The 20013-nt window shown below is 56.5% G+C and carries 19 protein-coding genes; 10 read left to right on the forward strand and 9 right to left on the reverse strand.

Going from position 1 to position 20013, the window contains the following annotated elements; translation table 11 throughout:
• From CUC53_RS12675 to ligA, 3 genes are all read left to right on the forward strand, one after another.
• The coding region (locus tag CUC53_RS12675; protein ID WP_476692211.1) for a coiled-coil domain-containing protein at nucleotides 1-1455 on the forward strand (1455 nt) is incomplete at its 5' end.
• 16 nt (nucleotides 1456-1471) lie between these two features.
• A complete protein-coding gene (zipA, locus tag CUC53_RS12680) occupies nucleotides 1472-2623 on the forward strand; it encodes a cell division protein ZipA (RefSeq protein WP_100294498.1) in 1152 nt (383 codons plus the stop codon).
• A 97-nt stretch (nucleotides 2624-2720) separates the two neighbouring features.
• On the forward strand, nucleotides 2721-4727 hold the full coding sequence (gene ligA / locus CUC53_RS12685) for an NAD-dependent DNA ligase LigA (protein ID WP_100294499.1): 2007 nt from the start codon (nucleotides 2721-2723) through the stop codon (nucleotides 4725-4727).
• On the opposite strand, the gene CUC53_RS12690 is transcribed toward ligA, so the two are convergent.
• Complete coding sequence (locus CUC53_RS12690; protein ID WP_157798268.1) at nucleotides 4724-4936, reverse strand: globin family protein; 213 nt, start codon at nucleotides 4934-4936, stop codon at nucleotides 4724-4726. The two genes, ligA and CUC53_RS12690, sit on opposite strands and share 4 nt — an antisense overlap.
• 259 nt (nucleotides 4937-5195) lie before the next feature.
• Between CUC53_RS12690 and nrdD the strand changes: the two genes are divergently transcribed.
• From nrdD to CUC53_RS12705, 3 genes are all read left to right on the forward strand, one after another.
• Nucleotides 5196-7313 carry an anaerobic ribonucleoside-triphosphate reductase gene (gene nrdD, locus CUC53_RS12695; protein ID WP_100294501.1) on the forward strand — a complete coding sequence of 706 codons (2118 nt, stop codon included), beginning with the start codon at nucleotides 5196-5198 and terminating at the stop codon, nucleotides 7311-7313.
• A 100-nt stretch (nucleotides 7314-7413) separates the two neighbouring features.
• On the forward strand, nucleotides 7414-7923 hold the full coding sequence (gene nrdG, locus CUC53_RS12700; RefSeq protein WP_100294502.1) for an anaerobic ribonucleoside-triphosphate reductase-activating protein: 510 nt from the start codon (nucleotides 7414-7416) through the stop codon (nucleotides 7921-7923).
• Between the two features lie 64 nt (nucleotides 7924-7987).
• On the forward strand, nucleotides 7988-8158 hold the full coding sequence (locus CUC53_RS12705) for a YqaE/Pmp3 family membrane protein (protein WP_167386754.1): 171 nt from the start codon (nucleotides 7988-7990) through the stop codon (nucleotides 8156-8158).
• A gap of 191 nt (nucleotides 8159-8349) precedes the next feature.
• Here CUC53_RS12705 and CUC53_RS12710 read toward each other — a convergent pair whose 3' ends face one another.
• The 7 genes from CUC53_RS12710 to CUC53_RS12740 all read right to left on the reverse strand — a co-directional run bounded on the left by CUC53_RS12710 (nucleotide 8350) and on the right by CUC53_RS12740 (nucleotide 14647).
• Complete coding sequence (locus CUC53_RS12710; RefSeq protein WP_100294504.1) at nucleotides 8350-8703, reverse strand: MliC family protein; 354 nt, start codon at nucleotides 8701-8703, stop codon at nucleotides 8350-8352.
• Nucleotides 8704-8820: 117 nt separating this feature from the next.
• On the reverse strand, nucleotides 8821-9693 hold the full coding sequence (locus tag CUC53_RS12715) for a beta-1,6-N-acetylglucosaminyltransferase (RefSeq protein WP_100294505.1): 873 nt from the start codon (nucleotides 9691-9693) through the stop codon (nucleotides 8821-8823).
• Nucleotides 9694-10033: 340 nt separating this feature from the next.
• Entirely contained in the window at nucleotides 10034-10816 is a 783-nt protein-coding gene (locus tag CUC53_RS12720) for a substrate-binding periplasmic protein (protein ID WP_100294506.1), read from the reverse strand.
• Nucleotides 10817-10940: 124 nt separating this feature from the next.
• Nucleotides 10941-11969 carry a DUF2955 domain-containing protein gene (locus tag CUC53_RS12725; protein WP_100294507.1) on the reverse strand — a complete coding sequence of 343 codons (1029 nt, stop codon included), beginning with the start codon at nucleotides 11967-11969 and terminating at the stop codon, nucleotides 10941-10943.
• Nucleotides 11970-11979: 10 nt separating this feature from the next.
• Nucleotides 11980-13035, reverse strand: a complete 1056-nt coding sequence (locus CUC53_RS12730) for an HlyD family secretion protein (protein ID WP_100294508.1) — start codon at nucleotides 13033-13035, stop codon at nucleotides 11980-11982.
• A gap of 70 nt (nucleotides 13036-13105) precedes the next feature.
• The gene (slyA, locus tag CUC53_RS12735) at nucleotides 13106-13573 is read right to left on the reverse strand and encodes a transcriptional regulator SlyA (protein ID WP_100294509.1); all 468 of its coding nucleotides are present in this window, start codon (nucleotides 13571-13573) and stop codon (nucleotides 13106-13108) included.
• Nucleotides 13574-13741: 168 nt separating this feature from the next.
• Nucleotides 13742-14647 (reverse strand): DMT family transporter, encoded by a 906-nt coding sequence (locus tag CUC53_RS12740; protein WP_100294510.1) that lies wholly within the window; start codon nucleotides 14645-14647, stop codon nucleotides 13742-13744.
• 205 nt (nucleotides 14648-14852) lie between these two features.
• Here CUC53_RS12740 and CUC53_RS12745 point away from each other — a divergent pair, with 205 nt between their 5' ends.
• The 4 genes from CUC53_RS12745 (at nucleotide 14853) to CUC53_RS12760 (ending at nucleotide 18607) form a co-directional block, all read left to right on the forward strand.
• Nucleotides 14853-15263, forward strand: coding sequence for a VOC family protein (locus tag CUC53_RS12745; protein ID WP_100294511.1), 411 nt, complete (start codon nucleotides 14853-14855; stop codon nucleotides 15261-15263).
• 102 nt (nucleotides 15264-15365) lie between these two features.
• Nucleotides 15366-16055: a phosphate regulon transcriptional regulator PhoB gene (gene phoB, locus CUC53_RS12750; RefSeq protein WP_100294512.1), complete on the forward strand. Its 690-nt coding sequence runs from the start codon at nucleotides 15366-15368 to the stop codon at nucleotides 16053-16055.
• Nucleotides 16056-16063: 8 nt separating this feature from the next.
• Nucleotides 16064-17359: a phosphate regulon sensor histidine kinase PhoR gene (gene phoR / locus CUC53_RS12755; RefSeq protein WP_100294513.1), complete on the forward strand. Its 1296-nt coding sequence runs from the start codon at nucleotides 16064-16066 to the stop codon at nucleotides 17357-17359.
• 273 nt (nucleotides 17360-17632) lie between these two features.
• Nucleotides 17633-18607, forward strand: coding sequence for a PstS family phosphate ABC transporter substrate-binding protein (locus tag CUC53_RS12760; protein WP_100294514.1), 975 nt, complete (start codon nucleotides 17633-17635; stop codon nucleotides 18605-18607).
• 206 nt (nucleotides 18608-18813) lie between these two features.
• Here the strand turns inward: CUC53_RS12760 and mmsA are convergent.
• Nucleotides 18814-20013 (reverse strand): CoA-acylating methylmalonate-semialdehyde dehydrogenase (mmsA, locus tag CUC53_RS12765; protein WP_100294515.1); only part of this gene is annotated, 1200 nt, incomplete at its 5' end.

Genomic DNA, 20013 nt, shown 5'->3' on the forward strand with positions numbered 1-20013 from the left:
TTGGCGGCCCAGCAAGCGCAAGCTGACGCGACCCGCTTGGCCTGCGCTAGCGCCCATGAGCAGCTACAGCGCGCCTTGGCGCAGCAGCAACAGCAGTGGCAGCAGCTGCGGGAAACCTGGAGTGTGCGGGAAGGTCAGCGCCAAGAGCGCGCACAGCGGTTAGGACAATTGGCTAGCGAATTGGTGTTGCTCGACCAAGAGCAGGCCAAAGAAGCCGAGCGCTTGGCGGCTCTTTTGCAAAAACGCGAGCTCGATGAGGCCTGCTTGGCCGATGTGCAGCAGCAAGGGGAGCCGTTGGCGCTGGCATTACAACAGGCGCACGATCATCTCTCTCATGCTGAGCGCGCACAGGAAGAGGCGCGAGGGCGACGAGAATCCCAGCAAGCGGCTTATCAGAAGCAACAACTCGAACTGACTCAGTTGCGTCAGTTGATTGGGCTAGGCGAAGAGGAGATCGCCCGCCTTGGCGTGGAGCTGGCTGGGCTTAACGTGCCCAGCAGCGATGAACTGCCAGATTTGGCTCCGTTACTGGCCGAGCAGCAGGCGCTGGAAGCGCAGCAGCAGGGGTGTCAGCAGCGCTTAAGCGCATTGGAACAGCAGTTAAGCGAGCTCGATCAGGCGCGCAATCAGGATCACCAGCAGCTGGTGATATTACAAGAAAAGCTGGCTCAGCTCAGATTGGAGCGCGAGCGTAACCTGACGCGTCGGCAGAGCCTGCATGAACAGTTTGAGGAGCTCGGCACCCGCTTGGTGGATCTCGATCAGGCAGTGTTAATTGCCGCTGATCGCACTAAGTTGCGTCAAGAGATCCAGATCTTAGAGGCGCAAGTCGAGGCGCTCGGTGCCATCAATCTGGCCGCACTGGCGGAGTATGAAGAGGCGCAAACACGGGCCAGTTATCTTGAAAGCCAGTGCCAAGATCTGGAACAAGCGCTGGAAACCTTAAGCCAAGCCATTAAAAGAATTGATAAAGAGACCCAAATACGGTTCCGGGATACTTTCGATAAGGTCAATGAAGATTTAAAATCGCTGTTCCCGAAAGTGTTCGGGGGGGGCAGTGCGTGGCTTGAACTCACCTCCGATGATCTTTTGGAGGCTGGGGTCAGCATCATGGCGAGACCTCCGGGTAAGAAAAATGCTACCATCGCCCTGCTTTCCGGGGGGGAGAAGGCGTTAACCGCGCTGGCGCTGGTTTTTGCCATCTTCAGACTTAACCCAGCACCTTTTTGTCTGTTGGATGAGGTCGATGCACCGCTTGATGAAGTGAACGTCGGTCGTTTCTGCTCTCTTGTCAAAGAGATGTCGAGCACAGTACAGTTCGTTTACATCAGTCACAATAAAGTCTCCATGGAGATGGCCGAGCAACTGATCGGTGTCACAATGCAAGAACCTGGGGTTTCGCGCATCGTGTCGGTCGATATCGGGGCCGCCGTCACGTGGGCTGAGCAACACTAGAAAGAGAAGCAGCTAAATGCAGGAATTGCGTTATATCTTGGTTGCCTTGGGCGGCATTGCTATCGCGGCATTGCTCATTCACGGATTGTGGAGCAACAAAAAGAATCGTCAGGCACCGATCAAAGAGAAATCCCTTGGTCGGGCAGAGAGCAAGTCACGGGAACGTGGCAGCGCTGACCTAGATAGCGGTCAGTTCGACAACGATGGCATCGGCCAAGTGCGGGTAGTCAGTGCGGGTCGTCGCGCTGAGCCCAAGCTGCCCCGTGATGAGATGCTGGCCTCACCCCGTCGCTCCGCCGTTGCTGATATTGATACTGATGATGAAGAGGACGATCTGCCGCCTGCGGTCGTCAGCCAGCGTGCACACAGTGCCCGTAGCGCCCCTCAGCCCACCCCTTATCAGGCTGAATTGGACGATGAGGCAGCCCAGCCGCTTGCGCCTGAACTTGACGATGAGCCGCAAGAGGACGAGCCAGCCCCGCCGCCACGTAAGCCTGCGCAGGTGATCCGTCGTACCCCAGTCCATCGCTCCCGCCCCCAGCGCGAGCCGATGATCTCCGCAGCCGATGACGAGCCGCTGCGTGAGCCAGCCTATGCCACAGCGCCGACCTTTGGTGTCGACAGTGAGCCATTGCGTGGCCACGATGATCACGAGCCCATTGATGAGACCCCGCTGGTGGTTGAGCCTGTGAGTGCCGAGCGCTACGCCACCGAACCATATCTTGCCCCGCAAGCTGTCGAGAAAATTTGGCAAGACGTCTACGTCATCAACCTGATGGCGCGTCCGGGTCAAGAGCTGCAAGGCGCCAGTTTGATCAGTGCGGTCACTGCGCTGGGGTTGAAGTTTGGTGAGATGGATATCTTCCACCGTCATGAGGATCTTGATGGTAAGGGGGAGACCATTTTCTCCATGATCAACATGATTAAGCCCGGCACCTTTAATCCGTATCGGATGGCCCAATTTAGCACCCCAGGGGTGTCGCTGTTCATGCAGCTGCCGCTGCGCAGCAATGCCGCCTTTGCCTTCGAACATATGCTGCAGGCCGCCGATCAGCTGGCCAGCGATCTCGATGCGATGTTGACTGATATGGATCGCAGCCCGCTCAGTGATGAGGCGATTGCTCGCTACCGTCACGAACTGGCCACTTATGAGGCCAGCCGCGACTAACTGGGCTGCGTATCGTTAACCCATCAAATGCGGTACAGAGTGCCGCATTTTTATTTCTCCTTGACGCCTCTTTTTCATCACACTGCGAGACTTTTTCATGAGCGATACTCTCTCCCGCCACCGTCAACTGTGTGAACTGCTTACCGACTATGGTCATCAGTACTATGTGCTGGATGCCCCCACGGTGCCGGATGCCGAATATGATCGCCTAATGCGCGAGCTGCTTGCGCTGGAAGCCGATCATCCTGAGCTGAAAACCCCAACCTCTCCCAGCGTACGGGTCGGTGGCCAGCCGCTGGCGGCGTTTAGCCAAGTGCGCCACCAGATCCCCATGCTCAGTTTGGATAACGTCTTTAGCAGCGAAGAGTTGCAGGCGTTCGAGCAGCGGATGAGCGATCGCCTCAAACGTGAGGTGCGTTTCACCTTCTGCTGCGAGCCCAAGCTTGATGGTCTGGCGGTGAGCCTGCTCTATGTGGATGGTCAGCTGGTGCAGGCTGCCACTCGGGGCGATGGTGCCACTGGTGAGGAGATCACCGACAACGTGCGCACCATCAAGGCCATTCCACTCGCCCTGCGTGGCACCGGCTGGCCTGCCCGGCTGGAGGTGCGTGGCGAAGTCTTTATGCCCAAGGCTGGTTTTGCGGCGATGAACGCCAAAGCGCAGGCTGTGGGCGAGAAGGTGTTCGTCAACCCGCGTAATGCCGCCGCTGGCAGTTTGCGCCAGCTCGATTCACGCATCACCGCCAGCCGTCCCTTAAGCTTTTACGCCTATGGCGTGGGGGTGGGGGGCGAGCAGTTGGGTGACTCCCACTATCGTCGCCTCAACCAGCTCAAGCAGTGGGGCTTGCCGCTCAGTCCCGAGGTGAAGCTCAAAGAGGGGACTGCCGGTTGTCAGGCGTTCCACGACGACATTCTGGCCCGTCGCGGTGAGCTCCCCTACGAGATCGACGGGGTGGTCTACAAGGTGGATGCCATCGCCTTGCAAGAGGAACTGGGCTTTGTGGCCCGCGCGCCGCGCTGGGCCACCGCTCACAAGTTCCCAGCCGAGGAGGAGCTGACGGAGCTTGAGAACGTCGAGTTTCAGGTCGGCCGCACCGGTGCCATTACTCCGGTGGCCAAGCTTAAACCGGTGTTTGTCGGCGGCGTCACTGTCTCCAACGCCACCTTGCACAATGCCGACGAGATTGAACGCCTCGGCGTGATGATCGGCGATACCGTGATCGTGCGCCGGGCCGGGGATGTGATCCCGCAGATCGTGGCTGTAGTAGAGGCACAACGCCCAAGCGATGCCCGTGCGATCCTGTTCCCCACCGCGTGTCCGGTGTGTGGCTCTGCGGTGGAGCGGCTGGAAGGGGAAGCGGTTGCCCGCTGCGTGGGCGGCCTGTTCTGCGAGGCGCAGCGCAAGGAGGCGATCAAGCACTTTGCCGCCCGCCGCGCCATGGATGTGGATGGCCTTGGCGACAAGATTGTCGAGCAGCTGGTGGATAAGGGACTGGTGAAGACTCCGGCCGATCTGTTCAGCCTCAACGCTATCCAGCTGGCCGGTCTTGAGCGGATGGGGCAAAAATCGGCCCTCAATCTGGTGGCCGCCATCGATGCGGCCCGCAGCACCACCCTGCCGCGCTTCCTGTTTGCCCTGGGGATCCGCGAAGTGGGGGAGGCAACCGCCCTCAATCTGGCCAACCACTTCCTCACCCTTGATGCTCTGCGCGCCGCCTCGGTGGAGCAACTGTTGACGGTGGCCGATGTCGGTGAGGTGGTGGCCAAGCATGTCTACTACTTCCTGCGCCAGCCCCACAACATTGAGGTGCTGGAAGCCCTGCTGGCCGCCGGTATCCACTGGCCAACCATCGAGCAGAAGGAAGCAAGGGATCAGCCCTTTGCTGGCAAGACCTTCGTATTGACCGGCACCTTGACCACTTTATCGCGCAACGACGCCAAGGCGGCATTGCAGGCGCTCGGGGCCAAGGTGGCGGGGTCGGTATCGGCCAAGACCGATGTATTGGTTGCAGGGGAAGCGGCGGGCTCCAAGCTTGCCAAAGCGCAGGAGCTGGGCATTACCATCTGGACCGAACAGGAGCTGCAACAGGTGCTGCAAGGCTAATTGACCCCGAGCAAGCCATCTGGTTGTTGCACCCGACAACAGCAAACCCAGCGATCCGCTGGGTTTGCTGTTTTGATGTCACGGATGTTATCGCTGAGCGCCGCCAGCAGCCCTCTTTGGTTGATGGGGAGCTCTTGTTGGGTGATGCCGTGACTGGTGGTGAACTGTGCCACTCGCCCTAAACCCTGTTCTGGATCAATAAACCTCACGCCACCTTGTTGCCTAATGAACACCATATATAGAGGTTGTTTTATACATATACCCTATATGTTGTGTTATTAAGCTGTGTATAAGCTGTTTCCACCCCAGTGTACCAAGCCATATTAGGCCTTAGCTAAGCGCTATTGGCTAAGCGGGCTTGGCGAAAGGACCGGGGTGGGGGATGGCAGGCAAGGGATGACGGCGGTTATCCACATTGCCACCTATCAGCTAAAGACGGGTTACTAGGTCTGTTAACGGGGAAAATTCATGAAACCGGTTGTGATCAAACGTGACGGATGTCGCGCACCATTCAATGCCCAGCTGATTAGCGATGCGGTCAGCCGTGCGGCGGCAGCGGTCAATCAGGCCAATCCGGCACTCGCCTCCCACATTGCCAATGCCGTGAGTCAGGAGCTGGAAGGGCGTGGTGAAGTTGATATCCACGAGATCCAGAACCGGGTCGAAAACCACCTGATGGCTTCCGACGACAAGGCCATCGCCCGTGCCTATATCGAGTATCGCCACGACAGGGATCAGGCCCGCGAGGCGCGCGGCCGTCTGGCGCAGGAGATCCGCGGTCTGGTCGAGCAGACCAACGCAGCCCTGCTCAACGAGAACGCCAACAAAGACTCCAAGGTGATCCCGACCCAGCGCGACCTACTGGCCGGTATTGTCGCCAAGCACTATGCCACCAGCCACATGCTGCCCCGTGATGTGGTTCAGGCTCATGAGAGCGGTGATCTGCACTTCCACGATCTCGACTACTCGCCTTTCTTCCCGATGTTCAACTGCATGTTGATCGACCTGAAAGGGATGCTGACCCACGGCTTCAAGATGGGCAATGCGGAGATCGATACCCCGAAATCGATCAGCACCGCCACAGCGGTCACCGCCCAGATCATCGCTCAGGTGGCGAGCCACATCTATGGCGGCACCACCATCAACCGCATCGACGAAGTGCTGGCCCCCTATGTGACCATCAGCTGGCAGAAACACCGTGAAGTGGCCGAAGAGTGGGGCATTGCCGATGTGGACGCCTACGCCATGGCCCGCACCGAGAAAGAGTGCTACGACGCCTTCCAGTCGTTGGAGTACGAGGTCAACACCCTGCACACCGCCAACGGTCAGACGCCATTCGTCACCTTCGGCTTTGGCTTGGGGGACAGCTGGGCGTCGCGGATGATCCAGCGTGCCATCCTCAGCAACCGTATCGCAGGCCTTGGCAAGAACAAGAAGACTGCGGTGTTCCCGAAACTGGTGTTCGCCATCAGGGATGGCCTCAACCATCGGCCGAGCGATCCCAACTACGACATCAAGCAGCTGGCGCTGGAGTGTGCCGCCAAGCGGATGTATCCGGACATCCTCAACTACGACCAGGTCGTGAAAGTGACCGGCTCCTTCAAGACCCCCATGGGCTGCCGCTCCTTCCTCGGCGCCTACGAGGAGAATGGCGAGCTGATCCACGAAGGCCGTAACAACATCGGCGTGGTGAGTCTCAACTTGCCGCGTATCGCGCTGAAATCCCGTGGTGAAGCGGACTTCTGGGATCGTCTGGATGCCGCCCTGCGGGTGGCCAAGACCGCGTTGATGTACCGGATTGAGCGGCTAGACGGGGTCAAGGCCCGGGTTGCACCGATCCTCTATATGGAAGGGGCTTGCGGCGTGCGGTTGAAGGCTGATGACAACGTCAGCGAGATCTTCAAAAATGGTCGCGCTTCGATTTCGCTCGGTTATATCGGGGTGCACGAGACCATCAACGCCCTGTTTGGTGACAAGGTGCACCTGTTTGACAGCGCCGAGTTGCAACAGAAGGCCATCGCCATCATTGAGCGGCTTAAGGCGGCGACCGATGCGTGGAAGGAGGAGACCGGCTATGGCTTTAGCCTCTATTCCACCCCGAGCGAGAACCTCTGCACCCGTTTCTGCCGCATCGACGCCAAAGAGTTTGGCGTGGTATCCGGCGTGACCGACAAGGGTTACTACACCAACAGCTTCCACCTCGATGTGGAGAAGCAGGTCAATCCGTACGACAAGCTGGACTTCGAGGCGCCCTATCCGCCCATCGCCAGTGGCGGCTTCATCTGCTACGGCGAGTACCCCAATATCCAGCACAATCTGGAAGCGCTCGAAAACGTCTGGGATTACAGCTATGACAAGGTGCCCTATTACGGTACCAACACTCCCATTGACGAGTGCTACGAGTGCGGCTTTACCGGCGAGTTCGAGTGCACCTCCAAGGGCTTTACCTGCCCGCGCTGCGGCAACCACGATCCGGCCAAGGTGTCGGTGACCCGCCGTGTTTGCGGCTACCTCGGCAGCCCCGATGCGCGCCCCTTCAACGCGGGCAAGCAGGAAGAGGTGAAGCGCCGCGTCAAACATATGTAAGCGCACAGGCGATGAAGAGCTGGCCCCTGACGCAAGGGGCCATTTTCATGGGAGGGCGGCAGCCATGCCGCTATCCCGTGAACGAGGCAGGAAACAAGCGATGCACTACCACCAATACTACCCGGTCGATGTGATCAACGGCCCCGGCACCCGTACCACCCTGTTTGTCTCCGGTTGCGAGCACCAGTGCCCGGGCTGCTACAACCAGAGCACTTGGCGGCTCGATAGCGGCCAGCCGTTCGATCAGGCGATGAGCGATCGCGTCATCGCGGATCTCAACGACACCCGTATCAAGCGGCGCGGGCTGTCGCTCTCCGGCGGCGATCCGCTCCACCCGGCCAACGTGCCCCACGTGCTGGCGCTGGTGAAACGGGTGCGTGCCGAGTGTCCGGGCAAGGATATCTGGTGCTGGACCGGTTATCTGCTCGGCGAGCTCTCAGAGGCCCAGCGCGAGCTGGTGGCCTTGCTGGATGTGCTGGTGGATGGCAAGTTTGAACAGGCGTTGGCAGACCCGGGCCAGCTCTGGCGTGGCAGCAGCAATCAACAGATCCACGACCTCAACGCTTGGCGGGAGGGAGGGGAACGGATCCCCTGTCTGGTTTGCAGTTGAAGCCAGGGATGTTTATGGTTAGCCCATTGCTATCCCTGTGACATCGTTGACGAGGAAATCCGAGATGAACAATCTGCTCAAGATCCTGCTGGCTATTTTCCTGCCCCCAGTGTGCGCGTTTATCCAAGTGGGTTTTAGCCTGCACTTTTTAATCAACATCGTGCTGACCCTGCTGGGCGGTCTGCCGGGTATGGTCCATGCACTCTGGCTGGTGGTGAACGATAGGCACCGCTGAATCAGTTCGACTTAATTGGTAGGGGGCAAGGCTAAAAGTGAGGGAGGCATTATGCCTCCCTCTTGCTATTGAGTGCCAATCTACAATCCGCTAGCAGTGTGTGCTGTAAGGACGGATCGATTTTTACCATGCAAAATGATGCTGTTTAGTCAAATAGATGACTAACTGACATGTTGGTTAGTGCGGCTTTGTCACTGCTGTTGCTTGCAGTCGTTATACGCAGTTTGCCATTCGCCATCTTTGTCGGGCATCTCGACATAGCCCTCATTTCCTTTGCCTCTCCAGCCGGCCTCAAACTCATCGGTATAGCGAACACCAGAGCCAGAGACGATCTGTGGCAGGGTGTAGTCTTTACCGTTTGGCAGTGACAGCTTGATAAAGTTGAGGCTGTCATCGGAGAGGCCGAAGTAGCTTATCTGTATTTTTTTACCTTGCTCACACAGATAAGTGACTGGCTCACCGCCGGTTACGCTCAGGCCGCTACCCTGATTGCAGCCACTGAGTAGGGCCAAGGTGCTTGCGGTTATCATAAGGGCATATTTCATGTCTGTTATTCCATTGATTCATCCGAGGTTTTTAGCCTACCAGTTTGTGCCTCTGGCGTAAGCTTGCTAGGCACAGGTTGAGTCAGCACGTGTCTAGGCTGTGTTCTCACAATTAGGTCACGCGAGGACTTTCTGCGCTATGTCTGGTATAGCCAGGGGACACATCATAGCGCGCTCTAGGATATCGAGAATATCGCTGTCGATGGTCTCATCAAATTTACGGGCGAACAGATGCGTGCTTTGTTGCAGGGTATCGGCGTCTTGCGCTGTGTAGTCGCGCGGACGCAGTTTGATGTCTCCCATCGGAATCCAGTCGATCGCGCGTTTATCATCATTAACAATCTGGCCCTGATAGCTGGTATTCATGATCACCGTTTGGAAGAACCCTTCGTCAGCAATCAGGGTGTGACGATAGAAAGCTTTGAAGCGATCAACTTCTGGGCTATGGCTGACAAATTCACAAAAGGCACGACTGAGGATCATCCACTGATTGCCAATGTAGGGGGTGACCCCCTCCAGATAGGGACGGGTTTTGATCGGCTCGCACACTAACTCATGGAGAGTCTCGGTCACATAGTGATCGATGCGGTGCAGGGTATCCGGTCGATACTGGCGCTGATCGGCAATCTTGAGAAAATCTTTGCCTTTGTGCTCGCTTAGGAACGCATGGATGTCACTTTGCGACCGCAATGGAAAGTCCTGTGCACTCAGATTGATGAAAAATTCCCATTCCACATCTTGTGCCAGCAGTGCCGCGATGCCCCGTAGTTCTGCATCGACCAAGCTATAGCCCCCCCAAAGTGCGTTTTTGCTCGGTAACATGCCAGCATTTGGATAATCGCTGAGAAAATCAGCGATATCCTGCTGAAGTTCAGCCCCTGAGCTTTTATCAACGTGGATCAAGTAGTGGTTGCTGTCGTGGTAAATCGCCTTAAACAGACGCTTGAATTGGTCGGGGTAACGATGAACCAAAATGAGATAGGCGATCATGGCTGAATGTCCTGTGTGGGCGGCAGGGTGCCTGACAGGAAACGACCTTAAACCGTTGGTATGCGGCGTGTTCCAGGCAGACGGCGACGGCCGCGGTAAGAAGAGTGGATTACAGATAACAGCAAAATAAGAACAGGCTGTGATGGGAGGAAGCGATGCGCCTTATGGCATCAGGTCAACACAGCGGGTCTCGTCACGTCAGGTAGGGAGAGGGGGTGGCAAAGCTTGCCTTGGCTGACGCCTCTTTTGCATGACAAGCTTGTCATCAGGTGCAGAGTGCAATCAGCCGGTAACTGAGGCGCTACAGTAGCACGGTTTGGGCTTGGCTCATCATATATCGCTAGTGGGGCCGCAAATCCCCTGATTGCAGGCCTAATTTGACTTCAAAATCTCGTACTAACGCATCATAAGTACCATTGTGCTTGATTTGTTGCAGCCCATCTTCAAACTGTTTGGCCATTATTTCGCCATTAGGATGATGTCGAGAGAACGCTAGCCAGAAGCCATCGGTGGAGAGCTTACCCACTTTGACTACCTGCCCTGCCAGATTTTTCTGTTGGATTTTGAGGTAACCGGGCATCCCGTTCATCAAGATGTAGTCAACCCTGCCTCGTGCCAGCATATCTAGGATCTGACTGTCAGATTTAGCCTGAAAGCGGGTGATTTTAGGGTTGTCCATAAAATTGGTGGGGTAGGTGTAGCCCAGGGTGATGCCGACCGTTTTGCCTTCCAGATCGGCGAGCGTGAGGCCACGTTTGGGCTCGCTGGCGAGGGCGAAAATGGCCAGATCCTCTTTAAACATTGGGGTGGGATGCCAGTAATATTGATCGCGGTTCTCTTCGGTAATGGTGGCACTGAAGCAGGCCAGTACCTTGCCGTTTTTGGCTTCGTGCATGCAACGGGAAAAAGGCAGGGTGCGAAAGGTGACCTCCATGTCCTTGGCGGCAAAAATCGCCTTGACGATATCGGGCGCCAATCCTTGTGGTTGGCCGGTTTGGCGATTGCGCTCGCAATAAGGGGCCCAGTCATCTTCAGCTGCGATCATCAGTGGTGCAGCCCAAGCAGAGGCCGTTCCTATTAACCCGCTGCAAACCAGTAGTGTTATCCATGCCTTCATCATCATGACAATCCTATCTGTATTGGCAGCCGTAAGCATAGTTGCTCGATGGGCACGATAGGGAATAGGTTGCGAGTGCCCCGCGCTAACGCGGGGCCATAGTAACACCGCTGAAATATTATGTTGTGGCTTAATAGCCAAATCGCGTTGGCGCAAAGCGATTAAGCAGGCTGTGCACCAAATAGCAGATAAGCAAGGTTGCCAGAGTGGCCACCAAGATGCTGCTGACCCGATAGAGGGCGCTGAACACCAGATCATTGCCAGGTGTCAGGTATTGGCCAAACAGGATACCCAAGGTCGTCAGAGCGCCAAAGCCGACTCCTGAACCGCTGGCCTCCTTCACATGGGCGTGGCTAAACAGCATGGCTCCCAGCCATAGCAGTGGGGTGACTAACAGCAACACGCTTGACCAGTCATAGAGCACCAGTTGACAGATCAACCCCACACTGACCCCGAGCAGGGTGCCCATCGCTCGCTTACGGGCATAACGTAAGGCGCCATCCCAGTGCATGGGAAACAGCACTAATAGGGTGGTGGCTTGGGCTGACATGGAGTCGCGTAGGTCGAACAATTGAAACACCATGAACGAGAGGGTAGCGATAGTAGCCCCCAGTAGCATCTCGTGCCGCATCCGGTTTGGTGCTTTGGCGATGGCAGGTGGGGTGGGGCGAGCCTCTACATCAGGGATGAGAGCCGTCATCAAATAGGCGATCAGCACCGACAGGATGCTGGCCCACAGGTTATTGACGATGAGGTCGTTAAGATCAGTCTGCGGGTAGCTGGCAAAATGGAGCATGATACTGAGGCTCAGTACACCATTAGCACCAAATAGAAAGAGGCTGCCCCGTGACATGGCGGCAAAGCGATAGAGAAAGAGCAAAAAAGCTATCGGGATCATCAAGGCGGGATGGCTGCCAAACAGCCCCCCCAGTAACCCCACTTCGATGCCACAGAGGCCAGCGGAGGCGAGCAATTGACGCGCCGCGTGGCCATTCATGACCGGTACCATCCCCAGTAAGAGGACGGGGGTGACGGTGTAGAAGACCCCGTAATTCCAGCCAAACAGTTTGCAGAGCAGAAAACCCAGCGTGCAGCCAAAGGCAATGCGCAGACATTGGCGTAACTCGTTGGCGGTGAGCGGTCGGTGCCACAGATTCATCGCCGTTCCCTCAATAGATGTAGTGCAGCAGGCTAAGCAGGCGAATTTGAGCCCGCGCCAACAGGGCGGTGATGCTGTTGTCTGGCAGCAGTTGTACCGTCGCTTTGGCGCCAGCTGGCAGGGTGGCGGGTCGCTGATCAAGGGTCAGATGCAGGCGTAAGCGCTGGGCATCGCGGACCCAGCGATCGGACTCGACGGGCGTGGCTAAGCGGCCATTAGCCTCAAATTGCCCCGCGCTGACCCCTGCGTCCAAGGTGCTCACGTGGGCTGGATAGAGCTGGCCTGGCTCACCGTCGAAGGCAACCAGGGCGCGGGTTCCTGCCGCGACGTGACGCAGGCTCTTTTCGCGAAAATCAGCAATCACATCGACTTGCTCTGACACCAGTGCCAATAAAGGGGCGCCTGCACTTGCCACACTGCCGGGCTGAAGCTGCAGATTAGTGATGATGCCATCTTGATCGGCATAGACGCGGCTGTAGGCCAGCGCCAGTTTTGCCTGATCCAGCTGGTTACGCGCTTGGCGCAGTAACAGGTTGTCATCCCCAGCTTCTCCTCGGTTAACACGGGCCTGTTCTAAACGGGCTTGACTGGCGCGCAGGTTGGCGAGGGTGGATCGCAGGGTGCTATTGGCATCATCTTGCTGCTGCGCCGAGACCATTTGGCGGCGAAACAGGGCCTCGATACGCTGGGCTTCGCGCTCGTGCTGGGCGACCTGATTTTGCCATTGAGCGAGATCGGCCTGGGCCGCCAGCAGGGTGGCATCTCGCTGGCGATTCTCTTGGGTGGCTTGCCTTAGCGCCAACTCGGCTTGCTCTACTGCCAGGGTGAAGGGGATGGGGTCGAGCACAAAGAGCAGATCTCCCTGTTTCACGGATTGATTATTTTGTACTGTGACCGCAACCACCTTGCCACTGACTTGCGGCGCGAGCTTGGTGACGCTGCGTGTGGCCATCGCTTGTGGCGTCAGGGGCACTTGAATGTCAGCAACCAAAAAATAGGCAAAAACCAGCATGAAGCCAGCTAAGGCCCAGGTTATCCAGCGTTTAAATTGTTGATCCGGTGTCATCGGGTTATCTCTTCGTTATGTCAGGCCTGCACGGCTTAGTGGGATGAAATGTGTGCTGATGGGGGTTGCGTTACGATGGACGGTGCGGGTCAAGTTGGGCCAAGGCGTTGCTTGAGATCCGCTGCACCAGCTGTTCAAACTGGCGCAGCTCGGGTTCGCTGATCCCGCTTAATAGCTGTTGACGCACCGTGATGATGCGCTGCTCCATTTGTGCCAGCAGTGCCTTGCCTGCTGGCGTCAGGCAGACAATCCGAGCCCGCTTATCGTGCTGGCAGCAGTGGCGGGTGATCAGGCCCTGCTCTTCCAACTGACCCAACGTTCGCATTAAAGAAGGCAGCTCAATCTCTAGGGCATCTGCCAAGGTTTTTTGACTGAGGTGATCACCTAAGCGGTTTAATTTCCACAGCGCGGTCCAGCGTGCTTGGGTTAAGCCAAGGGGGGTGAGCGCCACATCCGCGGCGGTGCGCCACAGGCGATGTAAGCGGCCCAGCTGCTCGGCCAAGGAGAGATCTCGCAGAGTATCTAATGCTTGAGTCATGATGAGTGTCGTCGTTTACTTAGCGTGCTAATCATATTAAGTATTTAGCACGCTAAGTAAATAGGCAATATAACGAGTGTCACGGTAAGGCGAGTGAGCGACGGTGGGGTAGCCTCCCAATCTGAGGATCTCTCTGGGAGGCTGAGCGCAAAGCGAGGATCTCTGTTATCAGGGAGTGCGAGGAGGATGCCTGTTAGGGCGGGCGGTACTGTTAAACTGGGAGATCATCACCCCAGCTAAGATCAGGCCGCCGCCGAGCAGGTGATAATCATGGATGGGCTCGCCGAGGGTGATCACGGCGATCAGCGCGGTACACAGTGGCAGGAGATTCATAAAAACCGAGGCTCGGTCTGCCCCCATGTAGGCGAGGCCTCGCATCCAGCAATAGGCCGCAAACAGCGAGGAAGCAATGCCCGCAAACAGCACCATGCCCCAGCCTTGGGCAGGAATGGCCAGCGACTGAGCACTCAGCGCCACCGGGATCAGCAGTAACACTGCCATCAGCACCTGCAAGTAAAGGTTGAGCCAAGGGCCAAATGGTAATTGCCAGCGCCGGATCAACAGACCATAAAGCGCATAACTGGCCGACCCTAGCAGCATCATGCCATCCCCCGGATTAATGCCGTTGTGCAGCAGGGCCAGTGGGTGGCCCAGACTGAGCAACCAGCAGACACCAAAGAGCGACAGACTCATGCCTGCCAGTGCCTGTTTGCCGGGCCGCGAACCAAACAGCAGTGCCCCTAATAACAGCGTGAGTAGCGGGAGCAAGGAGCCAATCACTCCCATGTTGGTGGCGGAGGTGCTGTGGGCCGCGTAATAAGCCAAGCACTGATAAAGCACCATGCCGAGTAACGCCAAGAGGGCGATCTTGCCAAGCCAAGGACGGATTTGATGGCGTTGCCGCCATAGTGCGGGCAGGCAAAAAGGGGTGAGGGTTAAGGCGGCGATCACCCAACGATAAAAGGAGATCGCGGCGGGGTCCAAGACCCCAGCGGCAGCTTTTGAGACCACGGTATTGGAGGCCCAGATCAGCACCGCACTCAGCGGAAATAGCAGTGGGGAGAAGATGCGCATGACAGATCCTTGTATATCAATGCGAGGCGCCTATCCCAATCGGCCTATGTTTGGGGCCATTTCACACCAAGTCAGTGCTCGAAATCCGCACCTACCGCCTGTACGATCGGCGCTTGGCACGCTATCCGTGAGCAATCAAGTGCTGTGAATGACGCTAGCTTGGGATTGGTTTTGCATCGCTTATGAGTAAGGGCAAGGAGTATACATGTCACAGATTATTGGTGCGCTGACCTTATTGGTCGCCGATTACGATCAAGCCATCAGCTTTTTTACCCAAGGGCTGGGCTTTGTCTTGCTGGAAGATAGCCAGCTTGAGGAGCCCGGCAAACCCGGTAAACGCTGGGTGCGGGTTGCCCCGCAGGGGGCGGCTGGCACCGCTTTGTTGCTGGCCCGAGCGGCGACGCCGGCGCAGCAGGCCGCGATTGGTCAGCAGGGCGGTGGTCGCGTGTTGTTATTTCTCGAGACCGATGATTTTTGGGGGGATTACCAGCGAATGCAGGCGTTCGGTGTCCATTTTTGTGAACGGCCTCGGCACGAGCCCTATGGCACTGTGGTGGTATTTGAAGATATCAGTGGCAACCGCTGGGATCTGCTGCAACGAACGGCTGCCAATTGAATCTGAAAACGTTTATCATCCCCGCCGTCATCGAGTCATAAAAGTGTCACAGAAAATTCTAATAATTGGCGCACCCATCTTCACAGAGGAGAAAGAAGGGATATGGCTAAGCGAATTTTGGTGGTTGAGGATGAAGCACCGATCCGTGAAATGCTCTGTTTCGTGCTAGAGCAAAAGGGATATGAAACGATTGAAGCGGAAGATTTCGCTGATGGGTTAGCAAAAGTGCGCGAACCCTATCCCGAGCTGATTGTGCTCGATTGGATGATGCCAGGTGGCAGTGGTATCCAGTTTATCAAGCAGCTTAAGCAAGATGAGGTGACCCGCCAGATCCCGGTGGTGATGCTCACCGCCCGTGGTGAGGAAGAGGATAAGGTACGCGGACTGGAAGCTGGTGCCGATGACTACATCACCAAACCGTTTTCTCCCAAAGAGCTGACCGCGCGTCTGCATGCGGTGATGCGCCGTGTTTCGCCCACCTCGGTGGATGAGGCCATTGAAGTGCAGGGGCTGAGGTTAGATCCAGTTTCCCATCGGGTCAGTGCCGAGGAGAAGGCGCTGGACATGGGCCCAACCGAGTTCAAATTGCTGCACTTCTTTATGACCCACCCAGAGCGGGTCTATAGCCGTGAGCAGTTACTGAATAATGTCTGGGGTACCAATGTGTACGTCGAAGACAGAACCGTGGATGTGCACATTCGTCGCTTGCGCAAAGCAATCGAAGAGAGTGGGCACGATAGATTGATCCAGACAGTGCGTGGCGCCGGATACCGCTTCTCAACTCGTCTTTAGAGGCAGTTATGTTGCAACCTTACGCCTGGCGGCGACAGTTGTGGCGAATGGCGTTTTTTTATACCCCATTCGTCTTGGTAGGTTGGTTAATTGAACATGTTTCGTGGTGCCTGTTGGTGGCGGTTGTGCTGCATTTGAGCTGGCATTACCGCTTCCAAAAACGGCTATCGGATTGGCTGTGGCATGATCGCAGCTTGGTGCCTCCCAATGGCCGTGGCAGTTGGGAGCATATTTTTAACGGCATTTACAAATTACAGCAGCGCCATCGGGCACGGCGCCGTGAGCTGGCAGGGCTTATCCGCCGCTTTCGAGAAGGGGCCGAAGCCTTGCCCGATGCGGCTGTGGTGTTTCGCACTGATGGCAGCATCTTGTGGTGTAATCGCTTGGCTGAGCTGTTACTCGGTTTTCGCTGGCCGGAAGATGCGGGCCAGCATATTGGTAACCTCATTCGTAGTCCTGCCTTTAATGCTTACTTGAGCAAAGGGGAGTATGACGAGCCCTTTGAGATGGCCTCTCCTATTAACGAAGAGCGCTTTTTAGAATTTCGCTTAATGCCTTACGCCTCCGATCAGGCGATGTTGGTGGCACGAGACGTGACGCGACTGCGCAGCTTGGAGAAGACTCGCAAACATTTTGTGTCGAACGTTTCTCATGAGCTGCGTACCCCACTGACCGTGCTCAAAGGGTATTTGGAGATGAGCGAAGAGCCGCCACCACCGGCCATGTGGGCTAAGGCCCATCGGGTGATGATGGAGCAGACCATCCGAATGGATAATCTGGTCAATCAGTTACTGACCTTATCGCGTATCGAGGCCGCCCCTGACGCAGACCTCACCCATCTGGTGGATATGCCCGCCATGTTGAGTATCTTGGAGCAAGAGGCGCGGGCCTTGTCAGGGGATCGGGCCCATCAGTTGGAGTTTCTGGTGCAACCTAATCTGTGGGTGCGTGGCGATCAGGATCAACTGCGTAGTGCCGTGTCGAATTTGGTCTACAACGCCATTCACTACACCCCAGCGGAGCGCAAGATCACGGTCGAATGGCGCAATCAGGGCGGGGTGGGATTATTTGCGGTGCAAGATGAGGGGGAGGGGATTGCCGGAGAGCACTTAGCTCGGCTCACCGAACGTTTTTATCGGGTTGATAAGGCGCGATCCCGCCATACCGGCGGCTCTGGATTAGGCCTTGCTATCGTCAAACATGCATTGAGCCATCATGACAGTCACCTTGAAATTGAGAGTCGACTGGGGGCGGGCAGTCGTTTCAGTTTTCTGATTCCGACTCGGATGGTGGTGCTGAAATAGTCTTTTATGGCAATAAGTTAAGCATGATGAAGGGTTGCAATAGCAGCCCTTTTTTCATTGGATTAATGTGGAGCGCCTGTCATTAAAGTGTCACATTAAATCCATAAATTTGTCACTGCCAGGTCAGATACTGGCGCCGTTTTCAGAACGAACCTGCTGTTTCTTGGGGGGCGTGGTATGAAATTAAACACATGGATTTTTGTGGGCAGCGTTGAGCGACCTAACCCCCTTTAATCGGTTTTCGCTTGGCAACCTTTGACGTGGAGAGATGAAATGCAACTCAACAAACTGGCTGGTGTAATCGGATTTACCGCAGCAACCTTGTTTTCAGTTAGTACGCTGGCGGCTGGTGTAGATAACAATCTGCCAGATTACACCCCAACCAGCGGCATCTCGGGCAATCTGTCCTCTGTCGGCTCAGATACCCTTGCCAACATGATGACCTTGTGGGCTGAAGAGTTTAAGCGCATATATCCGAATGTGAACGTGCAAATTCAGGCAGCAGGCTCTTCAACTGCCCCGACGGCGCTGACAGAGGGCGTGGCCCAGTTTGGCCCGATGAGCCGTGGCATGAAATCCGGTGAGGAAGAGGCGTTCGAGAAACGTTACGGTTACAAGCCCACCGCCATCCGCGTAGCGGTCGACGCGTTGGCCGTATTTGTCAATAAGGACAACCCCATCAAGGGGCTGACCATGCCACAAATTGACGCGATTTTTTCCAGCACCCTGAAATGCGGTGAAGCCAAAGCAGCGGCCAAATGGTCAGATTTGGGGCTAGATGGCAACTGGTCTGCCAAAGACCTGCAACTGTTTGGTCGTAACTCAGTGTCAGGCACTTATGGTTACTTCAAAGAGCACGCTCTGTGTAACGGCGACTTTAAGAGCGGCGTGAACGAGCAGCCGGGTTCTGCCTCCGTGGTGCAGTCGGTGTCTGCCTCCCTCAATGGGATCGGTTACTCAGGCATCGGTTATGTGACCTCTGGGGTGCGCGCGGTGCCACTGTCAAAAGATGGTAAGACCTTTATCGAAGCAAATGCTGATAACGCCATCACCGGTAAGTACCCGCTCTCGCGCTTCCTCTACGTTTACGTCAACAAGCACCCGAACAAGCCGCTCTCCCCAATGGAGCAAGAGTTCGTCAAGATGATGCTCTCGAAAGCGGGGCAAAGCATTGTGGCTAAAGATGGCTATGTGCCCGTGCCAGCCAAAGTCGTGGAAGCGGATCTGAAGAAGTTAGGGATCATCTAACCGACACCTTGTCGCACTGTTGCACTGAAGGGAGCGCGGTGATCAGTTAACCTGTGATGCCTTGCCCCCTGAGCTAAAAAATCCGAAACCCATCACTGGGTTTCGGATTTTTTTTACCGCTTTGTTACTGCCCTTGGCGATGAGGTTGGTTATGCCGTCTGCCCTATCTAACTGGCGTGATGACATCTGGCAGTCGCTGGCTCGGCTTATCCCATGGTGGGCATGGTAAAGCTCCCCGCGATCGGCTCTGCGGTAGGGGCTGCAAGCGGGTTGGTCGGCCAGCGGCTAGTGATGGTCTTCATTCTGGTATAGAAGCGCACGCCATCGTTGCCGTGTACGTTGAGGGGGCCAAAAATGGAGCGCTTCCAGCCACCGAAGCTGTGAAATGCCATCGGCACGGGGATCGGTACATTAATGCCGACCATGCCCGCTTGTACCTCTTCGCTAAACTGGCGGGCACTGTTGCCGTTTTGGGTGAAAATGGCACTGCCGTTGCCGTAGGGATGGCGGTTGATGAGATCGACGGCGCTCTGATAATCAGGCACGCGCACCACGCAGAGCACTGGGCCAAACATTTCATCTTGGTAGATGCTCATCGCTGGGGTCACCCGATCGAACAGGGTTGGGCCGACGAAGAACCCCCGCTCATGGCCCGCGACCTCAAGGTGGCGGCCATCGCAGCACAGGGTGGCGCCTTGCTCGATGCCCTGCTCGATATAACCCAAAATCTTGGCTTGATGCGGCGCCGAGATCACCGGCCCCATATCGAACTCAGGCCCTGGGTGTATCCCAGGTCCCACCCTCATCTGAGCAATGTGCGCCGTGAGCCCCGCCACCAAGGCATCGGCCGTCTCCTCTCCCACGGCTACCACGACAGAGAGCGCCATGCAGCGCTCTCCTGCGGCACCGTAGGCGGCCCCCATAATGGCCGATAAGGTCATCTCTTTATCGGCATCGGGCATCACCACGCAGTGATTTTTCGCCCCCCCCAATGCCTGGCAGCGCTTACCATGGGCTGACGCGACCGAGTAGATGTATTCGGCCACGGGGGTCGATCCGACAAAGCTAACGGCTTGTACCCGCTCATCGGTGAGCAGCACGTCAACCGCCTCTTTATCACCCTGGATCACGTTAAACACGCCATCGGGTAGCCCTGCCTCTTTGAGCAGCTCGGCCAGTTTCAGGGCCAGCGAGGGATCTTTTTCCGATGGTTTGAGCACGAAGGTGTTACCGGTGGCAAGGGCGATGGGAAACATCCACATGGGCACCATGGCCGGAAAGTTAAACGGCGTGATACCGACACAGACCCCCAGCGGCTGCATAATGGCGTGGCTATCGATCCCCCGACCGACATTGGCAGAGTGCTCCCCTTTTTGCAGATGAGGGATACCACAGGCAAACTCCAC

The organism is Aeromonas cavernicola (genome assembly GCF_002795305.1).
Classification (GTDB): Bacteria; Pseudomonadota; Gammaproteobacteria; order Enterobacterales; family Aeromonadaceae; genus Aeromonas; species Aeromonas cavernicola.